We start from the raw sequence: 26767 nt of genomic DNA, 5'->3' as shown, positions 1-26767 counted from the left end.
CGGTCAGGCTGCAGTGATGGCAAGTCCGATCGTTCCGGTCTTGCCGCGGCGCAGGAGACTGCCTTTCATGGTGATCCAGCCCAGGATTCCGTAGCGACGCGCGATCGCGTCGCGAGCATGATCGGTGCCCGGTCCGTCGAGGATCTCGGCGACGGCGGCAACCGGTTCACCCTTCGGATTTCCCCGAGCGTCACACGCAGCCACGGTGACTGACGGGTTTCGCCTGATGCGCTTGACCTTGTAGGAATCTGTGACGGTCCACATCAGGAGCTTGTCGCCGTCCGGTGCGGCCCAGAGCGGAGTCGCCACCGGCGTTCCGTCCTTGCGGAAGGTCGTGAGTAGGACGTATTTGGCCTCGGAGACACGCTTGAAGTCGGGGTTCACTCCTCGAGGATAGGTGTGAGCGCCTCCCGCTGAACACAGACCGACTTCCGCGACTATCTGGCGACCGCTCAACCTCGGCTGAAACATGCCACTTATGCACGTTTTATCCGGTTCCCTGAGGCATTGAAGACGTCGTTTCGTCCACAAACTCCACCTCGAGTTATTCTGAGGCAAATCGTCGAACTGGGGAGTCGAACAAACACATGCAGCGTCGTGACTTTTTCAAAGCGGCCGGGATGGGCGCAGCCGTTGCAGCCGCGACACCGCTCATGTCGACCTCGATCAGCCACGCCGCCCCCGCGCCTCTGCGTGAGCTACCGATGGGTGCCGATCACTACCGCGCACTCGTCCCCGAGTTGTTCGCACCCTCGCCTACTCCCCCGGAGCATTCCGAGGCCATAGTCGTCGGTTCAGGTTTCGGCGCCAGCGCCACCGCTCTCCGGTTGGCGCAGAGCGGCACGCAGGTCACGATCCTCGAGCGCGGGCTTCGCTGGCCGCATGATCCGCAGCGGGAGATTCACACCTCCGACATGCTGGCCGACGGCCGCGGAGTGTTCCGGCGAACATCGTTCACCAACCTCACTGGGCTTCCTGTGGTGTGCGACTACTTCAGCGGCGTCCTCGATGCCACCGACTACGAACACATCTCGGTCTGGCGCGGCGCTGCCGTCGGCGGTGGTTCCATCATCTTCACCGGCGTGATGATTGCGCCCGAGCGCCGATTCTTCGAAGCAGTCTTCGGCAATTCCCTCGACTACGACGAGATGGCGTCCACCTGGTACCCCAAGGTGCGCCAGATGTTGCGTCTGAGCCCGTTGCCCGAAGACATCTACCAAACCCCGAACTTCGGCCACTCCCGTCGTTGGGATCAGGACGCTCGTCGTGCCGGCTTCGATCCGCAACGCATCGACGGGATCTGGAACTGGGACGTGGTGCGCTCAGAACTCGACGGCCGAACCCGAGCCTCGGCCACCGTCGGGGACAGCAACATGGGTAACTCCAACGGCGCGAAGTTCGACCTCACGCAGAACTACATTCCCGCCGCCGAAGCCACCGGACGAGCCACCGTCTGTTACGGGCATCAGGTGCTCGCGATCAGTCGCGAACGTGATGGACGTTACGTCGTCGATGTCGAATCGACGGATCCGACGGGTGCCGTTCTGGCCCGGAAGACACTCACCTGTGACCGTCTGTTCCTCGGAGCAGGCTCGATCGGCACGTCCGAGCTGCTGGTACGCGCCCAGGCGACGGGCGCGCTGCCGAACCTCAACGAACACATCGGTAAGGGCTGGGGAACGAACGGCGACGCCGGGATGGTGCGCTCGTTCGGCTTCAGTGACGGCACTGCGCAAGCCGCACCGTCGGCATCACGCATCGTCGACGAGTCGGGAATGCCACTCTCCCTGGAAAACTGGTACGTCCCCGGCCTACCCGTCAACATCGGCATGCTCGGAACCCTGGGTATGACTCTCGACTCGCAACGCGCCGACTTCGCATATGACGGCGGCTCCGATCGGGTTGTGCTGAACTGGCCGAAGAACGGCAACGACGCCACCGTCGAGGCCCTGCGCGCCGTCCAGAACAAGATGGCCTTCGCCGGCACCACGCTGCCGTCCGCCCTGCCGTTCGCGAAAGACGTCAATTCCTCGTTCACCGCGCATCCCCTCGGCGGTGCGGTTCTGGGCAAGGCCACTGACGGCTACGGGCGAGTCAAGGGCTACGACGGCCTGTACGTGATGGACGGCGCTGCCATTCCGGGCAGCACCGGCACCGTCAATCCGTCACTGACCATCACTGCTCTGGCGGAGCGGAACATCGCTCAGATCATCAAGTCCGGACGCTGAAACACTTCAGCGCCCGGACCTGCCGGTAATGCTCGAGGTTTACTCCCCCTCGAGTTCGCCTTCGGTTTCGAGGTACACCTGACGCAAGCCGTCGAGTGTCTTCTGCTCGGGGTGCTCCCACATGTTGCGCTCGGCGGCTTCGAGGAGCCGCTCGGCGATTCCGTGCAAGGCCCACGGATTGGATTGCGTCATGAACTTCTGGTTCTGCTCGTCCAGAACGTAGGTCTCGGCGAGCTTTTCGTACATCCAGTCCGCGACCACGTTGGTGGTGGCGTCGTACCCGAAGAGGTAGTCGACCGTGGCTGCCATCTCGAAGGCACCCTTGTACCCATGACGGCGCATCGCGTCGAGCCAGCGGGGATTGACCACGCGCGCCCGGAAGACACGTGCGGTCTCTTCCGAAAGTGTGCGTGTGCGAACCGATTCCGGCCGAGTGCTGTCGCCGATATATGCCTCGGGCGACTTTCCGGTCAGCGCGCGCACGGTGGCAACCATGCCGCCGTGGTACTGGAAGTAGTCGTCCGAATCGGCGATGTCGTGCTCACGCGTGTCGGTGTTCTTGGCCGCCACGTTGATTCGACGGTATGCACTGCGCATGTCGTCGGCTGCCGGGATTCCGTCGAGCCCACGTCCGTACGCGAAGCCGCCCCAATTGGTGTACACCTCGGCGAGGTCGTCGTCACCGCGCCAGGTCTTGGAGTCGATGAGTTGCAGCAGGCCGGCGCCGTAGGTTCCAGGTTTCGAACCGAAGATACGGGTGGTCGCACGCCTGGCGTCGCCGTGCTCGGCCAGGTCGGCCTGTGCGTGGGCGCGCACGTAGTTCTGCTCGTCCGTCTCGTCCAGTGCCGCGACCAGCTGAACGGCGTCGTCGAGCAGTGCGAGCACATGCGGGAATGCGTCACGGAAGAATCCGGAGATGCGGACGGTGACGTCGATGCGCGGGCGGCCGAGTTCTTCGAGATCGATCACTTCGAGGTTGACGACGCGTCGGCTTGCCTCGTCCCAGACGGGGCGAACACCGAGGAGCGCGAACACTTCGGCGATGTCGTCGCCGGAGGTACGCATGGCGGCGGTTCCCCACACCGACAGACCCACCGAGCGCGGGTACTCGCCGTGATCGGCGAGATAGCGAGCGGCGAGCGACTCGGCCATCGCCTGACCGGTCTCCCACGCAAGGCGTGAAGGAACTGCCTTGGGGTCGACGGAGTAGAAGTTACGACCGGTGGGAAGAACGTTGATGAGGCCGCGCAGCGGTGACCCGCTCGGGCCGGCGGCGATGAATCCGCCGTCGAGCGCGTGCAGGACCTGCTTGATCTCGTTGTCCGTCTGCCGCAGACGCGGAACCACTTCGGTTGCGGCGAACTGCAGGATCTTCACGACGGTCTCGTCGTCGCTGAGGTCTTCGGCGGCAGCGGGGTTCCAGTCGGCGTCGTACATGCCGCGAACCAGTGCGTGCGCCTTTTCCTCGACGTCGTCGACACGGGTGCGCGACTCGTCGCCGTCTTCGCTGAGCCCGAGTGCTTCACGCAAACCGGGAACGCTCTGTTCACCGCCCCACATCTGACGGGCACGCAGCATGGCGAGGACCAGTTCGATTTCGGCGTCGCCCTGGGGTGCGCGGCCGAGAATGTGCAGACCGTCGCGGATCTGGACGTCCTTGATCTCGCACAGCCAACCGTCGACGTGCAGGAGCATGTCGTCGAACACGTCTTCTTCGGGCCGCTCGGCGAGGCCGAGGTCGTGGTCCATCTTGGCGGCACGCATCAGTGTCCAGATCTGCTGGCGAATGGCCGGGAGCTTGGACGGGTCGAGTGCGGAGATGTTGGAGTGTTCGTCGAGCAGCTGCTCGAGGCGGGAGATGTCGCCGTAACTTTCGGCGCGGGCCATCGGCGGGATCAGGTGATCGACGAGCGTCGCGTGAGCACGCCGCTTTGCCTGTGTTCCCTCGCCCGGGTCGTTGACCAGGAACGGGTAAATCAGAGGCAGGTCACCGAGCGCTGCGTCGGTGCCGCAGTTGCTGGACATGCCGAGCGTCTTGCCCGGCAACCATTCGAGGTTGCCGTGCTTGCCGAGGTGAACGACGGCGTCGGCGCCGAATCCGCCGTTGTCCGGTGTCGCGGCGATCCAGCGGTATGCCGCGAGGTAATGATGGCTCGGCGGCAGATCCGGGTCGTGGTAGATCGCGACGGGCTTCTCACCGAATCCGCGGGGCGGCTGGACCATGAGGACGATGTTGTTGAATCGCAGTGCCGCGATGACGATTTCGCCGTCCGGATCCTGCGATCGGTCGACGTACAGCTCGCCGGGCGCTGCGCCCCAGTGTTCCTCGACCCCACTGCGCAGTTCTTCGGGCAACGTGGCGAACCATTCGCGGTATTTTGCTGCGGAGATTCGGATCGGATTGCCCTCGAGCTGCTCGGCGGTGAGCCAGTCGGGATCCTGGCCACCGGCCGCGATCAGGGCGTGGATCAGCGCGTCGCCGTCCTTCGCCGCCAGGCCGGGTACTGCGTCAGGGCCGTCGACGGGTCCGAGGTCGTAACCGGCAGAACGCATTTCAGTGAGAAGGTCGATTGCGCTCGCCGGAGTATCGAGGCCGACGGCGTTGCCGATACGAGCGTGCTTGGTCGGGTAGGCCGAGAGCATGAGTGCAACGCGACGCTCGGTGGTGGGAATGTGGCGCAGCTTGCCATGGCGGACTGCGATACCGGCGACACGGGCAGCGCGCTCGACGTCGGGGACGTACGTGGACAATCCGTCGGAGTCGATTTCCTTGAAGGAGAACGGGACGGTGATGATGCGACCGTCGAACTCCGGCACCGCCACCTGCGTCGCGACGTCGAGAGGCGACAGTCCGTCGTCGTTCTCGTCCCAGGTGGCGCGGCTACTGGTCAGGCACAGGCCCTGCAGGATCGGGACGTCGAGTGCAGCGAGTGCAGCGACGTCCCAGGCTTCGTCGTCGCCACCGGCGGAGGCGGTCGCGGGCTTGGTGCCGCCGGCAGCAAGAACTGTGACGACCATGGCGTCGGCGCGGCGGAGTGTGCTCAGAAGTTCGGCTTCTGCGGTTCGCAGAGATGCGCAGTAGATCGGGAGCGCGGTGCCACCGGCCTCGGCGACGGCGTCACACAACGCCTGGATGTACCGGGTGTTTCCGGCCAGATGCTGGGCGCGGTAGTACAGAACTGCGATGACGGGACCGGTCGCCGAGTCGAGGTCGGGCGCGAAATCAGCGATTCCCCAGGAAGGCAGGTGAGCCGGCGGCTCGAAACCGTGGCCGGTGAGCAGAACGGTGTCGGAAAGGAAGTGGTGCAGTTGTGCCAGATTCTGCGCGCCACCCTCGGCCAGGTAATTGTGGGCCTCGGCAGCAACGCCGGCGGAGACCGTCGAGCACTCCATGAGGTCGGCGTCCGGCGCATGCTCACCACCGAGGACGACTACGGGGAGTCCGGAGGCGAGGACCATGTCCAAGCCGTCTTCCCAGCTGCGACGGCTGCCGAGGATGCGAACGATCACGAGGTCGACGCCGTCGAGCAAAGGCGGCAAGTCTTCCGAGACCAGCAAGCGTGAGGGGTTGGCCCAGCGGTAGGAAACTCCGTCGCCGGCTTCCCGGCTGGCGCGGGCGCTCAGCAGATCGGTGTCGGACGTGGAGAGCAGAAGAATCACGGGTGAAGCCTTCCTGGGGTTTCGCGCCCCGTGGCACAGATCTGTCATCGACGGCGGTTGAGGGTCTGACTCGTGTTTCCGAGCGGAAACGCGTCCCGCTCGAGCAACACTCACAGTGGCGCGACCGCACCGGACTTTCACCGGTTTCCTCAACTGCCGTCACTGGTGGTGGTGATGCTACCGGTCCGCAGAAGGCACTCATGACAGGTCGTACCCTGGAGCCATGCCCACGGACCGTTCACAGCCAGACGCGTGCCCGGGTGCACTGCAAGTTCACCACGCCGCCGACGGCGCACTGGCACGCGTGCGCCTACCCGGCGGACTCCTCACCCCCGCCCAATTGCAGACGCTCGCCGACGCAGCGCGCGATCTGGGCAACGGCCAGATGGAACTCACCTCGAGGGGCAACGTCCAACTGCGTTCGGTCTCGGACCCCGAAGCCTTCGCAGCGCGAATCGCGTCGGCCGGTCTGCTGCCGTCCGCGACGCACGAGCGAGTGCGCAACATCCTCGCGTCCCCACTGTCCGGCCGTATCGGGGGCGTCGCCGATATTCGTGAACTGGTCCACCGGCTCGATTCCGCCATCCAAGCGGATCAGGCATTGGCGGGCCTGCCCGGGCGAACCCTGTTCACCCTTGACGACGGGCGCGGAGACATCACCGGGCTACGGGGCGATTTCGGACTCCACGCGCGCAGTGCCACCGAACATTCACTGGTGCTCGCGGGTCACCACACCACTCACCTCGTACAGGCGGACGACGCCGTCGAATTGCTCCTCGAGGCGGCTCGATCGTTCCTCGACGTCCGCGACAAGCATTGGCGCCTGGCTGAAGTTCCGGACGGAATCGAGCGCACCCTCGAGCAGTTGGGTCTGAGCGCCGAGTCCACCGGTGCGGCAGATCTCACGGCGGATGCACGGCCCACCATCGGTTGGCTCGAGCAGCGAGACGGAACGGTCGCCCTGGGCGGCGGCCTGCGATTCGGGCTGCTCGACGCTCGGCTGACCGAGTTCCTCGCCGCCGTCGACAAACCCGTTGTCGTGACGCCGTGGCGATCGGTGCATATCTTCGACCTCGACGAATGGGCTGCCGAGCAGGTAGTCCGGGTGTTGGCGCCGATGGGGTTGATCTTCGACGAGAACTCACCGTGGCTCGACGTCACCGCCTGCACCGGAAGCCCGGGATGCGAGAAGTCGCTCGCCGATGTGCGCACCGACGCGATCACCGCCGTCGAGCAGGCAGAACTGCCCGTCGTCGGGCGCCAGCACTGGGCCGGGTGCCACCGCAGCTGCGGACGTCCCCGCGGGGACGTAGCGGATGTGATTGCGACGGGTGACGGTTACCGGGTGAATCCGGCCGATCGGTGATGCCTCTATCGTGTGGCACATGATCGAGTACATCCGTGACGGCGCGGAAATCTATCGCCAGTCCTTTGCCACCATTCGGGCCGAAGCCGACCTGAGCCGTTTCCCGGCGGATGTCTCGCAAGCTGTAGTGCGCATGATTCATGCAAGTGGCCAGGTCGATCTCGTCGACGACGTCGCCTTCACTCCCGGTGTCGTCTCGGCTGCGCGTGCCGCTCTGCGCGACGGCGCGCCGATTTTCTGCGACGCCCAGATGGTGGCTGCCGGGATCACGCGCAAGCGTCTGCCCGCCGGTAACGACGTCATCTGCACCCTCGGCGATCCGCGGGTTCCCGTGCTGGCGTCGACCATCGACAACACTCGTTCGGCGGCTGCTCTCGAACTGTGGGGAGCCAAGCTCGAGGGCGCTGTTGTCGCGATCGGAAACGCACCCACCGCACTGTTCCATCTCCTGAACCTCATCGAAGCCGGCGCGCCCCGTCCGGCCGCCATCGTCGGAGGCCCGGTCGGCTTCATCGGCGCTGCCGAGTCGAAGGAAGCCCTCATCGAACACGCCAGCGGGATCGATCATCTCGTGCTCCGCGGCCGACGCGGTGGCAGCGCGATCACTGCGGCCGTCGTCAACGCGATTGCGAGCGAAGTCGAATGAGCGCAGGCAAGCTCTGGGGTGTCGGCATCGGCCCCGGCGATCCCGAATTGGTGACCGTCAAGGCAGCCCGCGTCATCGGCGAGGCCGATGTGATCGCATTCCACTCCGCGAGGCACGGCAAGAGCATCTCCCGAGCAGTTGCAGCGCCGTACATGCGCGAAGGACAGATCGAAGAACACCTCGTCTACCCCGTGACCACCGAGACCGTTGATCATCCCGGCGGATATCAGGGCGCGATGGACGAATTCTACGAAGCGGCTGCCGAACGGCTGGCAGTTCACCTCGCGGCCGGTCGAACCGTCGCGTTGCTCGCCGCCGGCGATCCGCTCTTCTACAGCTCCTACATGCACATGCACAAGAGGCTGGCCGATCGCTTCGACGCCGAAGTGATTCCCGGTGTCACCTCCGTCAGCGCGGCCTCTGCTGCCCTTGGAAAACCGCTGGTCGAGGGTGAAGAAATCCTCACGATCCTGCCCGGAACATTGCCGCAGGCTGAGCTGACCAGGCGGCTCAAGGAAACCGACGCCGCAGCCATTCTCAAGCTCGGACGCACGTTCCCGCCGGTCCTGCAATCGCTCGAGGATTCCGGCCGCCTGGGCGAAGCGCACTACGTCGAACGCGCGAGCACCACACGTCAACGCGTCGAATCCGCTGCCGAGGTCGACCCCGACGGAGTTCCGTACTTCTCGATCGCCATCGTTCCGAGCCCGTCGAACAACCCTCGACCTGCAACCGAGTCGCGCGGCGAAGTGGTCGTGGTCGGACTCGGACCGGGCGACACCGCGTGGACCACACCCGAAGTGGCGCATGAGCTTTCGTTGGCCACCGACCTCGTCGGCTACGGCCCCTACGTCGATCGAGTGCCGACGCGTCCAGGCCAGCGGCGCCATTCCAGCGACAACCGCGTCGAAGCCGAACGCGCCGCAATGGCGTTGGACCTGGCGAAGAACGGCGCCCGTGTAGCTGTGGTCTCGTCGGGAGATCCCGGCGTATTCGCCATGGCTGCAGCAGTTCTCGAAGTTGCCGCCGAAGACCAGTGGCGCGGCGTGCCGGTCCGCATCCTTCCCGGCATGACGGCGGCAAACGCTGTCGCCAGTCGCGTCGGCGCTCCCCTCGGGCACGACTACGCGGTGCTCTCCCTCTCCGATCGCCTCAAGCCGTGGGATGTCGTCGCGCGCCGTATCTCGGCAGTTGCAGCCGCAGACATGGCGTTTGCGGTCTACAACCCGGCATCGAAGTCCCGGACGTGGCAGGTCCAGGCCATGAAGGACCTCGTGCTCGAGCACCGCTCCCCCGAGACTCCTGTTGTCATCGGGCGCGATGTTGCCGGCGCCGAGGAATCTGTTCGCGTCGTGCCCCTCGGTGAGCTCGAGCCTTCCGAGATCGACATGCGGACTCTGCTGATCGTCGGCTCCTCGATGACGACGGTCGTCGAAACCGGTTCGGGCCGTCAGGTGTTCACCCCGCGGCGCTACCCGGAGTGACGTCCACGCAGCGATAGCATGGCGTCATGCCCGTCAACCGGACCCGGAAAGCCAGATACGCGCGCAAGCGCAAACGCCGAATGGATCTGGTGGAGCACGACCTGTCCGCCGAGCAATGGTCCGCGCTCAAAGCCGCCTGGGGTGGATGCGCGTACTGCGGTGAGCCGGACGAGTCGCCGCAACGTGACTGCGTGCTGGCGATCTCCCGCGGTGGGCGCTACACCCTCGACAACATCGCACCGGCATGCCGCTCGTGCAATGCGAGCAAATGCAACAGCGAGGTCACTCTCTGGTTGCGGCGCAAGGGGTATGACGAGAAGGCCTTCCTCCTGCGCCACGCGGAGATCGGCATCGAGATGAGGGCTCAGTTCTCGGAGCAGTCGTGACGACCCCGCACGAGTTGCGCCCGATCCTCGACGAGTTGATGGAGTTCGAACCTCTGTTTCACCGAACTCAAGTAGCGATGTCACGAGACGAGTTCGATGCGGTCGTCGACCCGGAGTTCCGGGAGATCGGAGCCTCCGGCGCTCGATACACCCGCGACTACGTGCAGTCGGTAGTTGAGCGCCGACGCCTCCGCGGCGAGGTGAACGACGCCGCCGAACTCGGGTGGAGGGTTGACCGGCCAGCACTGAGCAGGATCGCGCCTGACACGTATCTGGTGACGTACCGGCTGGCGCAGGCGCATCGTGTCACCGAGCGATCATCCATCTGGCGGTTCGCCGAGAATCGATGGAGCGTGTTGTTTCATCAAGGCACAGTCGTAGAAAGTGGTCTGGAAGCGTGAACAGCTCCCGACTCCGCCTCGGGAGAGAGAATTGCACGGTGTGGGCACTTACACCTTGCGCCCTCCGCTGACCCACAGTGATACTAGATGCAGTATCAATATTGCATGGGGAAGAGAGACAAGCTGCTCGCGCAAATGCGGACCGCGCCGCAGAACGTCACCTACGACGAACTGTTCGCACTCTGCATCGATGTCTTCGGTCAGGCCAGGCAGAACGCCGGGTCTCTCGCCAAGTTCCAGACGCCGTGGCCGGGACCACGCATCAACATTCAAAAGGGTTCGGGCGGTAAGGCCAAGCAGTACCAGGTAGGGCAAGTTCTGGCAGCAATCGAACGCATGGAAGGAGAATCGCCGTGATCCCCGCAGTGGAGCACTACACATACCGAGTCGAGTGGTACGAACCCGACGGAGAGTTCCTGGGAACCTGCACGGAGTTCCGTGGCCTGTCGTGGCTCGCGGATACTCAAGCAGCCGCCCTCGACGGCATCCGTACAGCGGTGGCCGAGACGCTCGCGGACATGGCAGAGACAGGTGAGCGGATCCCCGAACCGCTGAGCGAGCGCGGATATTCGGGCAAGTTCCAGGTCCGAATCACCCCGACTTTGCACCGCAAGCTGGCACGAGCAGCCGCCGAGGAAGGGGTTTCCCTCAACGCGTTGGTCTCCGAACGTCTCGCGTCCGCGTAATCAACGGGGCACCGAGGGAACGTCGATCTCGCAGTAAGCCCAAGCGCTGGAGCGCGTTGTTCCAATCAAGTCACAGCGGTTGAAAGGGATTTGTAAGCGTGAACGAATCGATCCACAACCCCACCATTCCACTTTGGGTGGACATCACCTTCACCGTCTTCGTTCTTGCCTGGATCTTCATCACGATTAGCGCGCTCGTGGCGATCGTGCGCACCGACTTCGACCGCTCGGGCGGCAAATTCTGGTGGTCGGCACTGGTGATCGCGGTGCCTGTACTCGGTGCGCTCGTCTGGTTACTGTTCGGTCGACCCCCGCGTGACTCCAGGTCCCGAACCTGATCTACACCGACGGCCCGGCATTAGTCTGAGTACGGTCCGGTGCTGTCACTCTGCGCGTATCAGGGGAGAACAACGAGATGAGACCACTTCGATACTCGATCAACGTCACCCTCGACGGCTGCTGCCATCACGAGGCGGGGCTTCCACCCGACGAGGAGTCGATGCGCTACTGGACCGCTCAGATGGAACGAGCCGATGCTTTGCTGTTCGGCCGGGTGACCTACGAGATGATGGAGTCGGCGTGGCGGCGGCCCGCAACGGGGGCGTGGCCTGACTGGATGGACGAGTGGGAGATCCCGTTCGCCGAGGCAATGGACCGGGCTAAGAAGTACGTCGTGTCGAGCACGCTGAGCGGGGTCGATTGGAATGCCGAACTCGTGCAAGGCGACTTGGGGTCAGCGATTCAACGGCTCAAGGAGCAGCCCGGCGAAGGTCTGTGGGTTGGCGGCGTGACACTCCCCCTGGCATTGGTAGACCTGGGGCTGATCGACGAGTACGAGTTCGTTGTGCAACCGGTCCTTGCCGGACACGGACCGACGTTGCTCGCCGGTCTGCACGAGCGCATCCAGCTTGAGCTCGTCGACCGCCACGAGTTCCAGTCGGGTGCAGTCGCCGTGCGATATCGGCCCACTCAAATACCGACTTGATGTGACCGACTAATGCGAACATTCTGCTCCCACCACCGGAATCAAGTGGTGAGGCATCGCGGCGTCGACCTTGGTCGTGTTGGGAGGTTTGTGGTGGAGAAAGACCAACGCAGTCACCGCGACTGCGTTGGTGCAGGGTCCAGCATCGAACCGGTCCGCGCACCTGACTGCTCGACGAGCCAAGATCTAATCAGCAACGTGACGTCCCCGATGGCGTATCCCTGCCTTCCGAACGCCTCGCACGGGACCTCGGTGGTTATGCCTCCGGACACGTCATCGCCTCAGTTCGATCGCGAGAAGAGTTACTAGCGGGCTTGTTCGGTGTTCGGTATTGACCGAACACTCGGCAACGCAAGAACATTAGCCACCGAGTTCTCCGGAAAAGGCTCGACGACAGGTCACCACGTTGCACCGTGTCCTACGCTCGGCTGCCTTTCCTGCCGAACCTAAAGACCAGGGCTTAATTCGCTCATCTGAACTAGACAAATGCTACGTCCCTCAACAGTCCTGACAACCGATCCCCCAAGATCGCCGACAGGGCTGTCCCAACATCACCGAGACACACAACGCCAGAGCAGGCTCACCGAATGCCACCCGATCACTGGTTCATACCCCACCTTTCGCGCACTCCTGAACAGGTCGCGAGCCACAACAAACCCAAGGGCCGAGCATCTTCCGCGCCAAGGCTGCAGACCGTCCTGACATGCTGTATTTGTCGCTAGCCGGTGAATGAGTAACTCCGTCGGCTTCTGGCTCGAGCTTCTGTTGATCGACTCGCGAAAGAACCTGCCTCTCGCGGTGTCGTAGGTCGACCTCATACTGTGCTCATGCGGCCTGAGCTCACCGACCTTCTGTCGATGTCCCATCCTGTTGTAGTGGTCACCGGTGACTCCGGAACTGGAAAGTCATCGCTCCTCGTCGACCATCAGATCGAACTCTCGCGTGGCGCGACCATCGCGCCACCACCGGTCACATGCGCGTTCGACAGCGGAGCGTTGCAGGTCGCCATCCTGGATGGCCTCGTCTCAGCTCTGGTCATCTCGATGGCGGATCGAACAGCGTGGCGCTCAATCCAGAACCGGCTCGACACAGCCGGCAAAGAAATGGTCGCCAAGGTCGGTAAGAGTCTGGCCACAGCTGTAACCCAGGAAGTCATGGCCCAGGTAAAGGCCCGACTCGGCGAACATGCTGGGGAAGGGATCGCGGCGTTCTTCAAAGGCCTACGCCAAGATACGACTGCTGATCTACGCCGGGATCTCCAGTCACGAAGCGACACCAATGTCGTCAAACTCCTTGTACGCCTGTGCGACGAAGTCGCTGCTGTCCTCAAACGCGACGTGATTCTGGCCATCGACGAGTGCCAACGGCTAACCGAGGACGACCAACGAGCGTTGGCCAGCCTTTCTCTAGCGCCGCCGAAACGCGCACGATTCGTGATCGCCTGGTCGTCTGCAGCACACGAGACTCGTACCGGGCTCACCAGACTTCGCGACACCGGGTGCGGGGAACTTGTCGTCGGCGGACTCAGCCGAGCCGATGTCGAAACCATGCTCAGCCGAGCCGGCATCACAAACGCTCACACGGACCGGGTCCACTTCCTGAGTAACGGATTCCCGATCATCGTCGAAGGTTTGATCGGTCAGCTCCGCAGCGGCGGCACATTGGATGAATACACACCCCCCACCGCCTTCATCCGGTCCCTCGAAGACGCGCTGACCCGACTCCCCACCGAGACGAACATCGCCGCACGCCAACTGTCGGTCTTCGAACTGCCGCCATCGGAATCGACGATCATTTCCTACCTTGATCTCACTTCGACCCAGTGGGGCGTGTTGAGGCAGTCACTCGAGCGAGAGAACATCCTCAGCATAAATCGCAACGGACAACTCTGGTTTCACGAAAGCCGCAGATCACATCTGTGGACCCGCATGCTCAGCGAGGGCGAGCGGTTCGAAATTGGCCAACCGGCCTACTCGGCCCTTCTGGCTCAGTACCGCGACGAAATGACCTCCTCGACCGGTTTGATGGTGCCGCTCGCTCACACTGCTCGGTTTGCCCGCGACAGCCAGTCCTCCAACCCACAACTCGCGCGGATCCTCGAGCTGACATCGGCGCAGTTGGCTGTCCTGGCGTCGATAATCGAGCTCGAGATCACTCATCCGACAGACGATGATCGTCGGTGGACACCACCGGAGACAGCACTCATATACGCGCACAACACCTTCGGCGCGGATCGCGGGGAAGCACTCGAAGCACTTCCGGTCCTACTCGAACGAGAATTCGTTCAAACCGTGAACCAAGCGGAACAGGGTAGCGCCGACCCCGAAGTCGCTGCCACGGTCAGCGCCGACCCGACCGACGAATGCCACATCGTGCTGCACGGACAGTTCCAGGACGTTCTCGGGAAAACCATCATCCCACAGATCACCGGGCGCATCGTGTACGAGCACTTCGAGGCACTCCGATTGGAATCGACGCTCGTGCTCACCGATCCCGACCGATCAGATGCAATCGAGGTCATTCGTAGGACAGAAAATTACCCTCTCCACCGGTTCGATCCGCTACGCAGAACCGTTTGTCCGATGATGGCTGTGTGGGTCGACTACGGCGGCCAGCCCATCAGCATGGGTGCGATCTTCAATCGAGACTCCAACCGGAAAATCGCGAAAAGGGCCGCGCTCGCCGTGGACGAAGTGTCCTACGGCCGCCGCGTGAAAACTGTTCGCACCTTCGAGGACCAGATGACGACCATTCCGTCGATGCGACTGTTCAAAGCCGTGTACTTGGCCACGGGACGCCCGGTGGAAGGCGACCGCGAAGGAACGAGAAACTGGCAGATGGCCAACGACGGACCACCCCTGCCGATCCGCGAGTACGCCCACCGCCAAATCACCTTCACCGACATACTGCGGACGCGCCTCGACAACCTCGAGCACGAAATCTACGCACTACGAGAACCACGCGGCGCCGCCGTCGGACAAGCACCAGACGACACCTACTTCTTCGTGGAACTACGCGGAAGCACGCGCGTCATCGAAATGACACCTGCACAAATTGCGCTACTCCAAGACCAGCTCCCCTTCCGATTCGCGCGACTCGAACACCAGCTCATGCTTCGCCCCGGAGAGCGAACCCACCACATCACCGGACGAACACAATCCGTCGGTCTGATCGACGATCCCGTAGTCAAAATGTTGAACGACTTCTGGGAGGCCGCAAGGGAGTTCAACAAGCATCAGCCCCGCCGCCGCATCAAAATGCACAAGGGGTCCCTGACCCAACTTGTGCGTGACGCTCACATCCGAGACACATCACTCGCACGAACACTGTCGGAGCAATTGACCATCGGCGGCGCACGAGGGCACAGACCACAACACGCGTTGCGAGTTGCCGTCCATCCCGGAAACGCGAGCGTTCCACCCCTCGTCGCATACACACAACCCATCGGCAACCCCACCGACGTACAAGTGCGGTTCGCCCCGCGCCCCACCCACCCCACGGACGTGGACGAGTTGCATTCCCAGATGTTCGGAGAGGAAAGCGAAGAAACAATTTACGGCGACACAGCCCAATCAGGCATCGCAGGTCTCCTCGGATTCGCCACCGACGAAATCGAACTGATCGAGTAAGTCACGCCGCAATCGCCACAGGAAATGAGCTAGTCCCGCAAACCATAGGGCCGACAGGGTCTTCTCGAATGCAGCGCCGACCAGGGGCGATCCGGTCCACTGCCGCACTCTTGTGAGGATGTTTCAGCTCATTGGAACGGACGGCAGTGCGGGAGTTGGGCCCGAGTGTGGGCGAAGGCTCGTTGCGTCGGAATATCTGCGGGCTGCGAATGACCTCGCATTGGTGACCGTCTCTCAGGACAACTGAGGTTGCTGGAGTTCGATAGTCGTTGAAGTCAGATCGAATTCGGGATATGCCACTGTGATCCACAATGGCCCTAGCGGGGGTGGGCTGAGGATGTATTCGCCGCCAGTTGCGATGCCGTACAGGTTCTCGGCGATGCCGCGCCATGAACGGCCGCCGTGCAACCAAGGCTCGTTCGGGTCGTCGGGGTAGTCACCGGGGTGGGTCGAGTTCGCGAGAATCGGCCCGGTGATGGTGTCGACAATGAGTCGAATTCTGTGCGGTTCACCGGGTTTGATCCGGGATCCGAAATTCATCTGTTCATTGCTCGGCTGGTTCAGGGATGGCATCTGTTCGACTGTTGCTTCATGGGCCACGACATGAAAAGCCAGCCCGGTGCGAAACAATCGCAGGCTTTTCAATCGGAGATCGACGGCTGAGTTGGTCTTGAACGGCAGAGCTATGTCGAATGACACGCGGAGTTCGGAATCGCCCTGAGGGATCCTTCGGTAGTCGGGGAGATCGCGGCTACGAATCAGTTGTTCGGTGCGGGATCGTTGAGGACGGTTCAGGGCGTCAAGTTGCGTTGCCAGTCTCGGATCCGGGATGTCGTCGCCGGCGAGCCGAAGAACCTGTCCGCTGCGCAGTAAATGCGCATCCCACCGCGGAGTGGACCGTAAGTAGGCGAAATTGATGCGTTCCGACATTCGTAATCCTCTCGGTACCCCGGATCCGCTCCAGATCGGTCCCGTCTCTGGACTATCTGCACGCTACGATACCGTCCGTCGAGCTAAGCGGTCGCTGGAACTTCCGAAGCCGCACATCAGCCGTTCAAAGCGCCGGTCTTCGAACCGGATCCGAGGTAACTCAGGTTTTGATTGCTTCCATATCTTCACCGCTCGTGGATCCGTTCAAATCACTGCCTCTGTCGAGTCGTTTGTGGGCTGCGGGAATGCGAAGTTGCGTAAGTTCATCGATAACTGACCGCGGCGGTGATCTGCTGCGGCCTCGCTGATTTGGCCAGTTCTCTCCCAGTTGGTCAGCGCGTCGTGGGGTCCGAACTGGCGCGCACCATTGGTCGACAACGTATCGACGTCCGACCCAGGCCGGACGCCGATACGTGTTCACGTCAGCTCACAGGAGCGCCACCGCTCCCGCCGAGGTGGCGAGCGAAGAACCGAGCCGAACTGTCGCGCTCGTAGTCGGGCACCGGATAGTGCCTGCCTGAATAAGCGTGCAGCGTCTTCTCCTTCGAACCGAAGGCATCGAACAACACCACTCCTGCCGTGCGGTCGTAATCCTTGTCGTCCCAAGGGATCCGGTACTCGACCGGGACGGCGAGCTTTCGTGCCGCCTCGACGAGGGAGTCGTCCACAAAGACTCCCCCGAAGCTCACGGCAGCGATCCTGGACTCGACCGGGGCCAACATCAGCCCGGTCACGACTCCTAGCGACACGCCGCCGAAGCCGATCGGAGCGTCGGCGTCGACGTCGGGCAGCGTTTGCAGCGCGTCGATGGTCGCCTGCCATTCCGGCACTGCACGCTCCGCCAACGATCGGTTGTACTCGACGACGATCGGGGCGATCGGCTCGTGGGCCGCCCGGGCCTGGTGGATCGCCTCGACCCACTGGTCGTTCTGGGCGTTCCGCGGCCGGTCGCCATGTCCGGGCGCATCGATCGCAGCGACCGTGAACCCGTGGGAGCTCACGCTGTGGAGCGCGCTCGCAACCAGTCCCGGTGCTTTCTTGTGCATGCCGCCGGAGTGCCCGGACAGCAGAAGTGGTGATCCGACGGATCCGGATGCGGGTGACCAGAGGACACCGGTGATGTCGTCTACAACGAAATGCCGTTCGACGACACCGTTCGATGTTGTCTCGGAAGTGAATTCGATGGTCTGAGAATGAGATTGCATGGTGCTACCTTTCGGGATTGCCTAGTCGAGGCGCTCCCGGCGACACCTACGTCAATCGCCGATCCGTGAACACGAGTGGGAGCACCCACATGGTTACTGCGTTCATGGGTCTCACCTCCTGGCGTGTTGTCACGGTCTCGCACAAGCTATCAATCCGAACCGGACCTCGTCCAATCAATTTCTCGCCCGCTGATCCGACAGACGGCTCAGCCACTTCTACGATCATGTGTAGTAGATTCCAAATGACAACCAACCGGTCGTTATGGGGAGTCGAATGTCGGTCGATCCAGTTCTCGCGCAGTACAGCGACTACGCTTTCGCGTCGTCTTTCGCGATTTACGTTCTCGCCCTGGTTCTTTCCGTTGTCGACTTCTCCAACACACCCCTCTCGACCGCAGTGCGACCGGCACTCGTATGTGTCGGAAGCGCATCGAATCCAGCATTGCCCGGTCGGATCGCTTTGCCGCCGAATCGAACCCGTGCGCATCGTGCGGGTCGCGCTGCCGTGTCTCTCACCGTCGTCGCCCTGGTTCTCAACGTCACCGCGCTTGCACTTCGCGGCATCTCGACGCACCGATGGCCTCTCGGAAATCTCTATGAGTACGCGCTCTTTCTCAGCGCGGCATTGGTGGCATGCTGGCTGGTCATCCTGCGGCGGTACCCGATTCGCTCGTTGACCATCTTCGTTCTGGCCCCCACCGTCGTGCTTCTGTTCGTCGCTGCTGCAAGCATGTACGCGGAGGCAGCGCCTGTCGTTCCCGCTCTTCGTTCGTACTGGATCGGCGTACATGTCACGATCATCGTTGCCGCCTCCGGCATCCTTACGTTCGCAAGTGCGGTCAGCGCGCTTTTCATTATTGCCGAAGTAGGTCCGCAGGCGAAGAATCCCGCGTTGCGTTGGATTGCGGCCAGGCTGCCGTCATCCGAATTGCTTGACCGCGTGGCTTACCGAACAACGATCGTCGGGTTCCCGCTGTTCAGCATCGGCGTGATCTGCGGGGCAATCTGGGCGGAAGCCGCGTGGGGACGTTTCTGGGGCTGGGATCCCAAGGAGACGGTCTCGTTCATCTCCTGGGTCCTCTATGCCGCGTACCTCCATGCGCGCGCCACCGCCGGGTTCAAGAACATGCGTGCAGCATGGATCAATGTCGCTGCACTCGCAACAATGCTCTTCAATATGTTTGCAATCAACTACGTCGTGTCGGGATTGCATTCGTACGCTGGGTTGAATTGACACCGACAACGGGTCATACCCGCGATCGGTCGACGCTCTCGCGGACGGCGCGGATGTAGCGGCGCGTGACAAACGCTTGCACTCGATGTCCGATCGGAGCGCCGAGACGCACCCACCACGTTCCCGGCTTGGAGAACGCGATGATCTCGATGCGAACCGCTGTACTGGTCTCGTCGAACTGGACGACAAACAGCTCCTCCCCACATTCGGGGTGGCCGGCGCGGGTTCCGTATGCGAAGCCCTTGCGATTGGGTTCGTCGACGACGTAGACGATCCGAACTGGGATAGTCACCGGACCGAGTCCGAAGGTCGCATCGTGACCCGCCATGGCGGTCGGGTCCGCCGTACGGACGGTCAGACCGGCTCCGCGGTGCATTCCCCAATTCAGGACGGTACGAGCGGCAACCTCGAAATCCTCACGTCCGGATCCGACAGTCGCGCTCTCGTGAACGTGGTGATAGCCGGCGGGGAGAACGCCGGACGTTGCGCCCACCTCGAGGTACGTCAGCCCGCCCGGGCCGGACGCCATCACGGCTCGCGTCGGTGGCTGAGGATGTTGATCACGTGACCGTCGGGGTCGGCAGCGAAGAACCTGCGCACACCCCACGGCTCCTCCGTGACGGGATAAACGATGGTGTCGCCGCGCTGCACCGCGGCCTCGTACGCTGCGTCGAGATCGTCCACCTCGACGGAGACGTCGGGAACCACGGGCGCATGAGCGTCGTGCGTCATGACGCTGATCTGCAAGGACGGATCCGTCGGCGAAGCCAACGTCACGATCCACCCGTGATCCATGACAACTTCGAGGCCCAGCACTTCGGTGTAGAAGCGCTGCGCGGCCTCGAGCGAACTACTCGACAGATCCGAAACTATCCGCGTGACGGCCATGTCCCGCAGGTTACGCCGCCGCCGGAGTCCACCGCGACTTGACGAGCCGTTCGATGTCACCGGAAAGTTCGTCGCTGACGATTCCTGGAAGCAGGATCTGCCACATCTCGTCGACACGATCCGGAAGATCCGAGCGTCGGGTGAGAACGTTCGAAACCAGCTGTACCCCGGTGAATGCCGAGGGCATGAACCTGCCGAACGATTCTGCGCTGACCGATTTTCGGATTTCACCTTTCGCCTGAGCTCTGGCGGTGAGATCGGTGATTGCCGAGATCCATTCGGCGTACGGTTCCACCGGCCCCTCGTACGTGCTCAATTCCAACGTGAGGCGAATGCCCGCGCGAACGATCGGCTCGTCGACAATCTGGCGTGCCATTTCGTGCGTGAGCATGATCATCTGTTCCAACGGGTCCTTACCCGTCGCGGAAATCGCCTGCACCGATTCGATCGAGAGCCGATGCTGTTCGGCAATGATGAATTGGGCGAGCTCGTCCTTCGACGCGAAATGGAAGTACAACGCGCCCTTGGTAGTACCGGCCCCCGAGACTATGTCGGCCATGCTGGTGCTGCCGTAACCAGTCTTCTCGAACTGCGCGGCCGCGCCGGCAACGATTTGCTGCCGAGTCAGCTCGGCGCGTGCTTGCTTGACCACTGAATCCCTCTCGTCCTCCCAAGGCCCCCGCCCAGCAAACCCCACGGTTCGCGCCACACTTCAGCTATACCCAAAAACTTCACAATTGCCCCACATTACCAGCGCTCCTTCCATTGCTTCAATTACGAATGCAACAAAGTCGCTGGTCAGACGTCCGATTTAGAGGGAATCTCCTCTCCCCAACGTGCTTTCGTCAACCCGCGCACGATCTACCAACTCTCCGACGAGGAGCGTCAATTCCATCATCTGGTCCGTGATTTCCTCACGCAACTGCGCGGCATCTGCCTCGGAAATCGCCCCGGACTTGGTATCGAAGGACATCAACAACTCGATATTGGTACGCAGTGCAGTGAGCGGAGCCAGAAGGTCCTGGCCCGCTTCGGTGATGAGACTTCGCTGGCGCGCTCGCGATTCCGACAACGTCCCGAGCATCCGATTGAAACTGACTGTCAACGACGCCAACTCGTCGTCACCGGTCACAGGGATCGGCGCGAGATCATCCGTTTCGGCAACTCGCCGCGTCGCCGCAGTGAGTCGCGAAATCGGCCGTAATCCTGTGCGTGCCACAGCATCTCCGGCCGCGTAGGCAAGGGCGATACCGGCCGCCCCGAGAGCCGCCAACACCACTGCGAGTCGCTTGAGGACCGAACGCGTCGGCCCCAGGGACTGGGCGACAACCAAAGTTTGGCCCGCAACCGAGGGTTCGACAAGAATTCGATACGCATCGACGGTTGCGATCGTCTGCGACGAATTGCCGTCTGCGATCGACCTGATGGCGTCTGCACTGGTGCTGAACGGCGGCAGACCGGGTGTCGCCGTCACCAAGGCGCCGTCGGCAGTGAGAAGCCCCACCGCCTGGATGACCGCGGTATCCGCGCCGGCCGTCAATCCCAGAACCGGTGTGACACCGCCGAAATTGACGGTGTCGGTGATCGCGTCACTCGTGCGCTCGAGTTGCCGATCGACGTTGCCTTGCAAATAGGCGTTGAACACGATGTACACCGCCGACGCCGACACGATCACTGCGATAGCCACCAGGCCTGCAGTCAGCAACTTCACGCGTGCATGGAGCGTCCGAACGTGAATTCCCGTTGGTTTTCGACGGCTCATTCCGGGAACCGACACTCTCATGCGCGGTCCCGCAGTGCGGCGTCGAAAGATCCCAACATCCCTCCAGTATGGTCACGGAACCTTAGACGAACCTGAAGCGAACGCCCTGTCGGCCTCACGGCGCCGTTCCACGACCGAAAGCCGTGAGCCAGTCCACGGCCCCGGCTTCGGTGTCGAATGCCTCGACCGCCTCGGGGGCCGGTGGTCGCTCGACGACGATCACCGGGATCGACAGCTGCCTGGCCGCAGCGATCTTTGCGTACGTCTGTTCGCCGCCACTGTTCTTGGTGATCACGACGTCGATGCCGTGAGCCCGCATCAGATCGACTTCTGCTTCGACGTCGAATGGGCCACGTGCGAGTAGCAATTGCGAGTGAGGCGGCAACGTCCCGGACGGCGGATCGATCGAGCGCACGAGAAACGAGACGTCCTTCACACGGTCGAACGCCGCAACTCCTTGCCTCCCGATCGTCAAGAATGCGTGGGAGCCGACCCTCGGCACCAAGTCTGCGGCGTGATCGAGATCGCGTACCGGAAGCCAGGTGTCGCCGGGTTGCTCACGCCACGGCGGGCGTCGGTACATGGCATACGGCACGGAATTCGCGACGCACGCCTCGAATGCATTCTTGGTGATGCGAGCGGCGAACGGATGCGTGGCGTCGAGCACTGCACGAATGTCGTTGTCCGACAACCACTCCGAGAGCCCTTCCGCCCCCCCGAACCCGCCGATGCGCACTTCCCCCTCGGGCCACCGAGGATCGCGAACCCGGCCGGCCAGTGAGGTGACAACTTCGAGGTCTGCTGAACCTGCCAACCGAGACGCGATCACTCGGCCTTCGCCCGTGCCTCCGAGTAGGAGTACGCGACGACGGACAACTGACGAGGTCAGTGTGTGCTTCTCTCACGCGCTGCCGAGTAGAGGTAGCTGTCCGGAAATCCCTCCGCAGTCAACACTCGGCCGACGATCACAACGGCCGTCTTCGTGATGCCGGCTGCATGGACAAGTTCGACGATCGTGTTCAAAGTGCCTCGAACAACGATCTCCTCGGGCCGTGAGGCAAAGGCGACCACCGCCACGGGGCAGTCTTCGCCGTAATTTTCGGCCAACTCGGATGCGATCTGTTCGATGCGATGAGCGCCGAGATGAACCACCATCGTGGCGCCGCTGCGGCCCAGGGACCGCAGATCCTCACCCTCCGGCATTGCCGTCGACAAGGTGGAGACACGGGTGAGAACAATGGTCTGGGAGACGCCTGGAACGGTCAGCTCGCGCCCCAGCGCGGCTGCTGCCGCGGTAAATGCAGGAACTCCGGGAACCATGTCGAAATCGACGCCCGCGGCGTCCAGACGGCGGGCCTGCTCGGCCACAGCGCTGAAGATCGACGGATCACCGGAATGCAGGCGCGCGACGTCCAGCCCGGCCGAGTGCGCTTCGACAAGGATCGCGGTGATCTCGTCCAGGCTCAGGCGAGCGGTATCCACGACCTGTGCGCCGACCGGGCACCACTCGAGCAATTCCGCCGGAACAAGGCTGCCGGCGTACAGGCACACGGGGCTCGCGGCGATGATGCGCTGCGCGCGGACAGTGATCAGATCGGCCGCACCGGGACCCGCACCGATGAAATGAACGGTCATTGTGAGGATTCCTCCGGCGTATCGGTGTCCGCGTCTGCAGACGGCTGACTTTTTGTGACGGACCATTGGACCACCGGAAGTTGCGGGCGCCAAACGTTGAACGTGCCCAGTGGCTCGGCGCGCTGAACCTGGAAGCGTCGCAGCGTCCCTCCATGTCGGCCCATCCAGCCGAGCAGCAACGATTCGGATTCGGCGGTCACGGCGTTGGCGACAAGACGTCCACCCACGCTCAGCTGCTCCCAGCACGCATCGAGCATTCCCGGTTGCGTGACGCCGCCGCCGACGAACACCGCGTCAGGACGACGAGCCTCGTTCGCGAACGCCTCGGGTGCGGTTCCTTTCACCGCCAACGCAGGCACGCCGAGATTGCGCGCATTGGTGCCGATCTGTGAAACACGGCTCGCAACCTTTTCGAATGCTGTTGCGGTGCAACGCGGGTGGGTTCTCATCCACTCGATGGCCACAGTTCCCGACCCGCCGCCGACGTCCCAGAGGTGTTCTCCCGGCGCCGGCGCGAGTGCGCACAACGTCAGCGCACGAATCTCCTGTTTGGTCATCTGACCGTCTCCGACAAACGCTGCATCGGGTAGTCCCGGGATTCGAGTCAGCCTCAACGGATCATCGGCCGCGATGCACTCGACGGCCAGAACGTTCAACGCGTCCACGTCCTCGTCCGCGTGATCCCACTCGTCCGCAACCGTGACGGTCCGCGATTCCTCGGCCCCACCCAGCTGGGCCAGCACAGTCAGGATCGATCGACCGAATCCCGCGCCGGACAAGAGACGAGCCACCTCCCCCGGTGTCGCGCGGCCGTTGCTCAAAACCAGCAGGCGCGCACCGTCGGCCACTGCCGCCAACACGGTCGCCGAGTCTCGGTTCACCAGGCTCACGACTTCGATGTCGGCCGACGCCCATCCCATTCGCGCGCTCGCCAATGCCACCGACGACGGGTGGGAGATCACTCGCACGTTGTCCACGCCGAGCAGCCGAACCAACGTGACGCCGAGGCCGTGGAACATCGGGTCACCGCTCGCGAGTACACATACTCGCCGATCGGCGCTCTCGGCGAACATCGACGGCAACGCCGGGATCATCGGAGTCGGCCAGGTCAGCCGGGTGGGCGCACGTCGCGCCCCGAGGTGTGTCGCCGGGACCAAGTCCAACTGTCGCGACGACCCCATCAGGACCTCCGCGCCGAGGATTGCGCCCTTTGCACTTTCGGACAGCCCGTCCCAGCCGTCGGCACCGATGCCGACGATCACCACCGGGTGTGCGGTCATCGCGGCATCCGGCGCCAGATCGTCTGAGGCAGAAGCCGCATGACGAAGAACACCGGCTGCAGGATTCGCGGTACCCACACACGCGTCGCCCCGGAGTTCAGTCCCCGTACGACGGCGTCGGCGACCTGCGACGGGGTGCTCGACATCGGGGCGGGCGACATCCCTTCCGTCATCGTGCCGACGACGAATCCCGGCCGTACCAGCATCAATTGGACGCCCGAACCGTGCAGTGCGTCGCCCAGACCGCTGGCAAATCCATCCAAGCCGGCCTTTGCGCTTCCGTAGACGTAGTTGGCGCGGCGAACCCGAACGCCGGCGACTGACGAGAACACCACGATCTTGCCGGTTCCCTGTCGGCGCATGATCTCCGCGAGGTGCGTGAGGATACTGATCTGAGCCACGTAGTCGGTGTGCACCACCGCGACCGCGTGCGCCGCGTCGGTTTCGGCACGCGCCTGATCGCCGAGAATTCCGAAGGCCAGCACTGCAACCGAAATCCGACCGTGCTTGGCGACCACGGTGTCGAGGAGGTCTCCGTGCGTGTCCACGGCGTCGGCATCGAACTCGACGGTGGAGACGCCGACCGCTCCGGCGTTCCTGAGTATCTGCTCCTGCTCCGACAGCTCGCCGCTGCGCCTGGCAGCCAGAACGATGTTGCGGCCCGGCGCGAGCCTGACCGCGATCTCGAGGCCGATCTCACTTCGTCCGCCGAGGAGCAGTACCGTCTCGACGTCATTCACGTTCGCACCCGCAGTCACCGCTCCAGTGTCCTGGATTACCGTCATGGCATGACGCTCACCCCCTCCACCACACCATCGTCACGGCAGACTCTCACCGAAGACGGGCTGAAGTTCGTCGGTGAGTACCACCTCGCGACACTCACGACTTTGCGTCCGAACGGCACCCCACACGTCGTGGCCGTCGGATTCACCTGGGACCAGGAAGCCGGAAAGGCGCGCGTGATCACCAGCGGTGGTTCGCAGAAGGCGATCAACGCAGCGCGCGGTGGATACGCCGCAGTCAGTTCGGTCGACGGCGGCCGCTGGCTCACGCTCGAGGGGCCGGCACGCGTGCTCACCGACGCGGACTCCGTGGCCGACGCCGTCCGGCGCTATGCCGAGCGGTACCGCCAGCCACGGGTCAACCCCGCGCGCGTGGTCATCGAAATCGACGTCACACGCATACTCGGGTCCGCGGCGTTCAAGGAAAGCTGATCAGTCGAGGACAGTCAGTCCGTGCGGACGGTTGTTGAACGACTCGCAACCGTCCGCGGTCACGACGACGATGTCCTCGATACGGGCGCCCCAATTTCCGCGGAAGTAGATTCCCGGTTCGATACTGAAGGCCATACCTTCGACGAGTTCGATGGTGTTGCCCTCGACGATGTACGGCTCCTCGTGCACGGACAGCCCGATACCGTGGCCGGTGCGGTGAACGAACACCTCCGCAAGGCCCTGTGCGGCAAGAACTTCACGGGCGGCAACGTCCACCGATTCTGCGGATACACCTGGCCGCACCGAATCGACAGCAGCCTGTTGCGCCGCCTCGAGTACCGCGAACTGTGCTGCAACCTCCGCCGACGGCTGTCCCATGCTGTACGTGCGGGTGGAGTCCGAGTTGTATCCGGGCTCGACCGGTCCGCCGATGTCGATCACCACGACATCGCCGCTCTCGATCACCCGGTCCGAGACCTCGTGGTGCGGGTCGGCTCCGTGTGGGCCCGATCCGACGATCACAAACGCAGCCTCGGTGTGCCCTTCTTCGAGAATCGCCGCCGAAATCGCTTCGCCCACTTCGGCTTCCGTACGACCGACGATCAAGAACTCGGCCATGCGGGCGTGAACACGGTCGATCGCCGCACCGGCCCGTCGCAGCGCCTCGATCTCGGCGTCGTCCTTGACCATCCGCAATTCGCGCAAGACGCCGGTGGCGAGAATCGGCAACGCACCCAACGTGTCTGCCAGGGGGATCAAATGCAGCGCGGGCATCGCGTCCGTCACTGCAACCTTGGCGCCGGCCGGGAGTTGAGCCGCCACAATGGCATACGGATCAACACCGTCGACCCAGTCGAGGACGGTCAACCCGAGATCGCCCACTGCCGATTCCTTCAACGACGCCAACTCCAACCGAGGAAGTACGACGGAGGCCTTCGCGGTCTCCGCAGCGATGACCAACGCGGTCAAGCGCTCGAACGAGTCAGCCCGAGAACCCGTCAGGTACCGCAGATCCGGACCGGGAGTCACCACCAGACCGTCGAGTCCTGCTGATCGAGCCAACTCGGCGGCGCGAGCGATACGTGCGCCGTACACGGCGCTGGAGAATCGGGAATCCTGTTCGGCTGGAGACGTCATGGCTTACAGGT

26 protein-coding genes and 1 riboswitch are annotated in these 26767 nt (G+C 63.2%); of the genes, 13 read left to right on the top strand and 13 right to left on the bottom strand.

The window, feature by feature from the left end:
* Positions 1-3 precede the first annotated feature (3 nt).
* Positions 4-384, bottom strand: coding sequence for a PPOX class F420-dependent oxidoreductase (locus ABWI03_RS29820; protein ID WP_054188250.1), 381 nt, complete (start codon positions 382-384; stop codon positions 4-6).
* A 203-nt stretch (positions 385-587) separates the two neighbouring features.
* Here ABWI03_RS29820 and ABWI03_RS29815 point away from each other — a divergent pair, with 203 nt between their 5' ends.
* Positions 588-2228: a GMC oxidoreductase gene (locus ABWI03_RS29815; protein WP_298773693.1), complete on the top strand. Its 1641-nt coding sequence runs from the start codon at positions 588-590 to the stop codon at positions 2226-2228.
* 39 nt (positions 2229-2267) lie between these two features.
* Here the strand turns inward: ABWI03_RS29815 and cobN are convergent, their stop codons facing one another.
* Complete coding sequence (cobN, locus tag ABWI03_RS29810; protein WP_298773691.1) at positions 2268-5888, bottom strand: cobaltochelatase subunit CobN; 3621 nt, start codon at positions 5886-5888, stop codon at positions 2268-2270.
* A gap of 39 nt (positions 5889-5927) precedes the next feature.
* A riboswitch (cobalamin riboswitch) is annotated at positions 5928-6060 on the bottom strand.
* A gap of 51 nt (positions 6061-6111) precedes the next feature.
* Here cobN and cobG point away from each other — a divergent pair.
* The 10 genes from cobG (at position 6112) to ABWI03_RS29760 (ending at position 15471) form a co-directional block, all read left to right on the top strand.
* On the top strand, positions 6112-7254 hold the full coding sequence (gene cobG / locus ABWI03_RS29805) for a precorrin-3B synthase (protein ID WP_298773689.1): 1143 nt from the start codon (positions 6112-6114) through the stop codon (positions 7252-7254).
* 19 nt (positions 7255-7273) lie between these two features.
* On the top strand, positions 7274-7900 hold the full coding sequence (locus ABWI03_RS29800; RefSeq protein WP_007729839.1) for a precorrin-8X methylmutase: 627 nt from the start codon (positions 7274-7276) through the stop codon (positions 7898-7900).
* Positions 7897-9384, top strand: coding sequence for a precorrin-3B C(17)-methyltransferase (gene cobJ, locus ABWI03_RS29795; RefSeq protein ID WP_298773686.1), 1488 nt, complete (start codon positions 7897-7899; stop codon positions 9382-9384). The genes ABWI03_RS29800 and cobJ overlap by 4 nt, the downstream gene beginning before the upstream one ends.
* A 26-nt stretch (positions 9385-9410) precedes the next feature.
* On the top strand, positions 9411-9770 hold the full coding sequence (locus ABWI03_RS29790; protein WP_095970111.1) for an HNH endonuclease: 360 nt from the start codon (positions 9411-9413) through the stop codon (positions 9768-9770).
* The gene (locus tag ABWI03_RS29785) at positions 9767-10171 is read left to right on the top strand and encodes a nuclear transport factor 2 family protein (RefSeq protein ID WP_298773684.1); all 405 of its coding nucleotides are present in this window, start codon (positions 9767-9769) and stop codon (positions 10169-10171) included. The genes ABWI03_RS29790 and ABWI03_RS29785 overlap by 4 nt, the downstream gene beginning before the upstream one ends.
* Before the next feature lie 105 nt (positions 10172-10276).
* The gene (locus ABWI03_RS29780; RefSeq protein ID WP_298773682.1) at positions 10277-10528 is read left to right on the top strand and encodes a hypothetical protein; all 252 of its coding nucleotides are present in this window, start codon (positions 10277-10279) and stop codon (positions 10526-10528) included.
* Positions 10525-10857, top strand: coding sequence for a type II toxin-antitoxin system HicB family antitoxin (locus ABWI03_RS29775; RefSeq protein WP_298773680.1), 333 nt, complete (start codon positions 10525-10527; stop codon positions 10855-10857). Before ABWI03_RS29780 ends, ABWI03_RS29775 begins: the two co-directional genes overlap by 4 nt.
* A 98-nt stretch (positions 10858-10955) precedes the next feature.
* Positions 10956-11195: a PLDc N-terminal domain-containing protein gene (locus ABWI03_RS29770; protein WP_020907792.1), complete on the top strand. Its 240-nt coding sequence runs from the start codon at positions 10956-10958 to the stop codon at positions 11193-11195.
* 77 nt (positions 11196-11272) lie between these two features.
* Complete coding sequence (locus tag ABWI03_RS29765) at positions 11273-11842, top strand: dihydrofolate reductase family protein (protein ID WP_351648571.1); 570 nt, start codon at positions 11273-11275, stop codon at positions 11840-11842.
* Positions 11843-12669: 827 nt separating this feature from the next.
* Positions 12670-15471: a P-loop NTPase family protein gene (locus ABWI03_RS29760; RefSeq protein ID WP_298773676.1), complete on the top strand. Its 2802-nt coding sequence runs from the start codon at positions 12670-12672 to the stop codon at positions 15469-15471.
* A 234-nt stretch (positions 15472-15705) separates the two neighbouring features.
* Here ABWI03_RS29760 and ABWI03_RS29755 read toward each other — a convergent pair whose 3' ends face one another.
* Positions 15706-16401 carry a hypothetical protein gene (locus ABWI03_RS29755; RefSeq protein WP_298781910.1) on the bottom strand — a complete coding sequence of 232 codons (696 nt, stop codon included), beginning with the start codon at positions 16399-16401 and terminating at the stop codon, positions 15706-15708.
* A 422-nt stretch (positions 16402-16823) separates the two neighbouring features.
* Positions 16824-17606 (bottom strand): alpha/beta hydrolase family protein, encoded by a 783-nt coding sequence (locus tag ABWI03_RS29750; RefSeq protein WP_298781913.1) that lies wholly within the window; start codon positions 17604-17606, stop codon positions 16824-16826.
* Between the two features lie 274 nt (positions 17607-17880).
* Here ABWI03_RS29750 and ccsB point away from each other — a divergent pair, with 274 nt between their 5' ends.
* On the top strand, positions 17881-18840 hold the full coding sequence (gene ccsB, locus ABWI03_RS29745) for a c-type cytochrome biogenesis protein CcsB (RefSeq protein ID WP_298781916.1): 960 nt from the start codon (positions 17881-17883) through the stop codon (positions 18838-18840).
* Positions 18841-18853: 13 nt separating this feature from the next.
* Here the strand turns inward: ccsB and ABWI03_RS29740 are convergent, their stop codons facing one another.
* The 8 genes from ABWI03_RS29740 to dprE2 all read right to left on the bottom strand — a co-directional run bounded on the left by ABWI03_RS29740 (position 18854) and on the right by dprE2 (position 25190).
* Positions 18854-19369, bottom strand: a complete 516-nt coding sequence (locus ABWI03_RS29740) for a DUF1990 domain-containing protein (protein ID WP_235169433.1) — start codon at positions 19367-19369, stop codon at positions 18854-18856.
* On the bottom strand, positions 19369-19728 hold the full coding sequence (locus tag ABWI03_RS29735) for a VOC family protein (RefSeq protein ID WP_124568559.1): 360 nt from the start codon (positions 19726-19728) through the stop codon (positions 19369-19371). Before ABWI03_RS29735 ends, ABWI03_RS29740 begins: the two co-directional genes overlap by 1 nt.
* A gap of 10 nt (positions 19729-19738) precedes the next feature.
* On the bottom strand, positions 19739-20380 hold the full coding sequence (locus ABWI03_RS29730; protein ID WP_095970103.1) for a ScbR family autoregulator-binding transcription factor: 642 nt from the start codon (positions 20378-20380) through the stop codon (positions 19739-19741).
* Between the two features lie 159 nt (positions 20381-20539).
* Positions 20540-21439, bottom strand: a complete 900-nt coding sequence (locus tag ABWI03_RS29725; protein WP_234036699.1) for a HAMP domain-containing protein — start codon at positions 21437-21439, stop codon at positions 20540-20542.
* 166 nt (positions 21440-21605) lie between these two features.
* Positions 21606-22379, bottom strand: a complete 774-nt coding sequence (locus ABWI03_RS29720; RefSeq protein WP_298782030.1) for a cobalt-precorrin-6A reductase — start codon at positions 22377-22379, stop codon at positions 21606-21608.
* On the bottom strand, positions 22376-23125 hold the full coding sequence (gene cobM, locus ABWI03_RS29715) for a precorrin-4 C(11)-methyltransferase (protein WP_095970100.1): 750 nt from the start codon (positions 23123-23125) through the stop codon (positions 22376-22378). Before cobM ends, ABWI03_RS29720 begins: the two co-directional genes overlap by 4 nt.
* Positions 23122-24405: a precorrin-6y C5,15-methyltransferase (decarboxylating) subunit CbiE gene (cbiE, locus tag ABWI03_RS29710; protein ID WP_298781930.1), complete on the bottom strand. Its 1284-nt coding sequence runs from the start codon at positions 24403-24405 to the stop codon at positions 23122-23124. The genes cobM and cbiE overlap by 4 nt, the downstream gene beginning before the upstream one ends.
* Positions 24402-25190, bottom strand: a complete 789-nt coding sequence (gene dprE2 / locus ABWI03_RS29705; protein WP_435054168.1) for a decaprenylphospho-beta-D-erythro-pentofuranosid-2-ulose 2-reductase — start codon at positions 25188-25190, stop codon at positions 24402-24404. Before dprE2 ends, cbiE begins: the two co-directional genes overlap by 4 nt.
* Before the next feature lie 3 nt (positions 25191-25193).
* On the opposite strand from dprE2, the gene ABWI03_RS29700 reads away from it, so the two are divergent.
* Positions 25194-25619 carry a PPOX class F420-dependent oxidoreductase gene (locus ABWI03_RS29700; RefSeq protein WP_298781933.1) on the top strand — a complete coding sequence of 142 codons (426 nt, stop codon included), beginning with the start codon at positions 25194-25196 and terminating at the stop codon, positions 25617-25619.
* On the opposite strand, the gene ABWI03_RS29695 is transcribed toward ABWI03_RS29700, so the two are convergent.
* The gene (locus ABWI03_RS29695; protein ID WP_166810156.1) at positions 25620-26756 is read right to left on the bottom strand and encodes a M24 family metallopeptidase; all 1137 of its coding nucleotides are present in this window, start codon (positions 26754-26756) and stop codon (positions 25620-25622) included.
* Positions 26757-26767 lie beyond the last annotated feature (11 nt).

The organism is Rhodococcus baikonurensis, from assembly GCF_040489275.1.
Classification (GTDB): domain Bacteria; phylum Actinomycetota; class Actinomycetes; order Mycobacteriales; family Mycobacteriaceae; genus Rhodococcus_F; species Rhodococcus_F baikonurensis.
Note: the sequence above shows the minus strand (reverse complement) of the source record. Positions and strands in the feature narration are given on the sequence as shown.

What these genes read in the sequence shown, in the direction of transcription:
- ccsB (WP_298781916.1), top strand. Translation starts at nt 17,881, where the DNA reads ATGTCGGTCGATCCAGTTCTCGCGCAGTACAGCGACTACGCTTTCGCG.
- ABWI03_RS29740 (WP_235169433.1), bottom strand. Translation starts at nt 19,369, where the DNA reads ATGGCGTCCGGCCCGGGCGGGCTGACGTACCTCGAGGTGGGCGCAACG.
- ABWI03_RS29780 (WP_298773682.1), top strand. Translation starts at nt 10,277, where the DNA reads ATGGGGAAGAGAGACAAGCTGCTCGCGCAAATGCGGACCGCGCCGCAG.
- cbiE (WP_298781930.1), bottom strand. Translation starts at nt 24,405, where the DNA reads ATGACCGCACACCCGGTGGTGATCGTCGGCATCGGTGCCGACGGCTGG.
- dprE2 (WP_435054168.1), bottom strand. Translation starts at nt 25,190, where the DNA reads ATGACGGTAATCCAGGACACTGGAGCGGTGACTGCGGGTGCGAACGTG.
- ABWI03_RS29765 (WP_351648571.1), top strand. Translation starts at nt 11,273, where the DNA reads ATGAGACCACTTCGATACTCGATCAACGTCACCCTCGACGGCTGCTGC.
- ABWI03_RS29790 (WP_095970111.1), top strand. Translation starts at nt 9,411, where the DNA reads ATGCCCGTCAACCGGACCCGGAAAGCCAGATACGCGCGCAAGCGCAAA.
- ABWI03_RS29750 (WP_298781913.1), bottom strand. Translation starts at nt 17,606, where the DNA reads ATGCAATCTCATTCTCAGACCATCGAATTCACTTCCGAGACAACATCG.
- ABWI03_RS29760 (WP_298773676.1), top strand. Translation starts at nt 12,670, where the DNA reads ATGCGGCCTGAGCTCACCGACCTTCTGTCGATGTCCCATCCTGTTGTA.
- cobJ (WP_298773686.1), top strand. Translation starts at nt 7,897, where the DNA reads ATGAGCGCAGGCAAGCTCTGGGGTGTCGGCATCGGCCCCGGCGATCCC.
- cobG (WP_298773689.1), top strand. Translation starts at nt 6,112, where the DNA reads ATGCCCACGGACCGTTCACAGCCAGACGCGTGCCCGGGTGCACTGCAA.
- ABWI03_RS29755 (WP_298781910.1), bottom strand. Translation starts at nt 16,401, where the DNA reads ATGTCGGAACGCATCAATTTCGCCTACTTACGGTCCACTCCGCGGTGG.
- ABWI03_RS29700 (WP_298781933.1), top strand. Translation starts at nt 25,194, where the DNA reads ATGACGCTCACCCCCTCCACCACACCATCGTCACGGCAGACTCTCACC.
- ABWI03_RS29735 (WP_124568559.1), bottom strand. Translation starts at nt 19,728, where the DNA reads ATGGCCGTCACGCGGATAGTTTCGGATCTGTCGAGTAGTTCGCTCGAG.
- cobM (WP_095970100.1), bottom strand. Translation starts at nt 23,125, where the DNA reads ATGACCGTTCATTTCATCGGTGCGGGTCCCGGTGCGGCCGATCTGATC.
- ABWI03_RS29815 (WP_298773693.1), top strand. Translation starts at nt 588, where the DNA reads ATGCAGCGTCGTGACTTTTTCAAAGCGGCCGGGATGGGCGCAGCCGTT.
- ABWI03_RS29695 (WP_166810156.1), bottom strand. Translation starts at nt 26,756, where the DNA reads ATGACGTCTCCAGCCGAACAGGATTCCCGATTCTCCAGCGCCGTGTAC.
- ABWI03_RS29800 (WP_007729839.1), top strand. Translation starts at nt 7,274, where the DNA reads ATGATCGAGTACATCCGTGACGGCGCGGAAATCTATCGCCAGTCCTTT.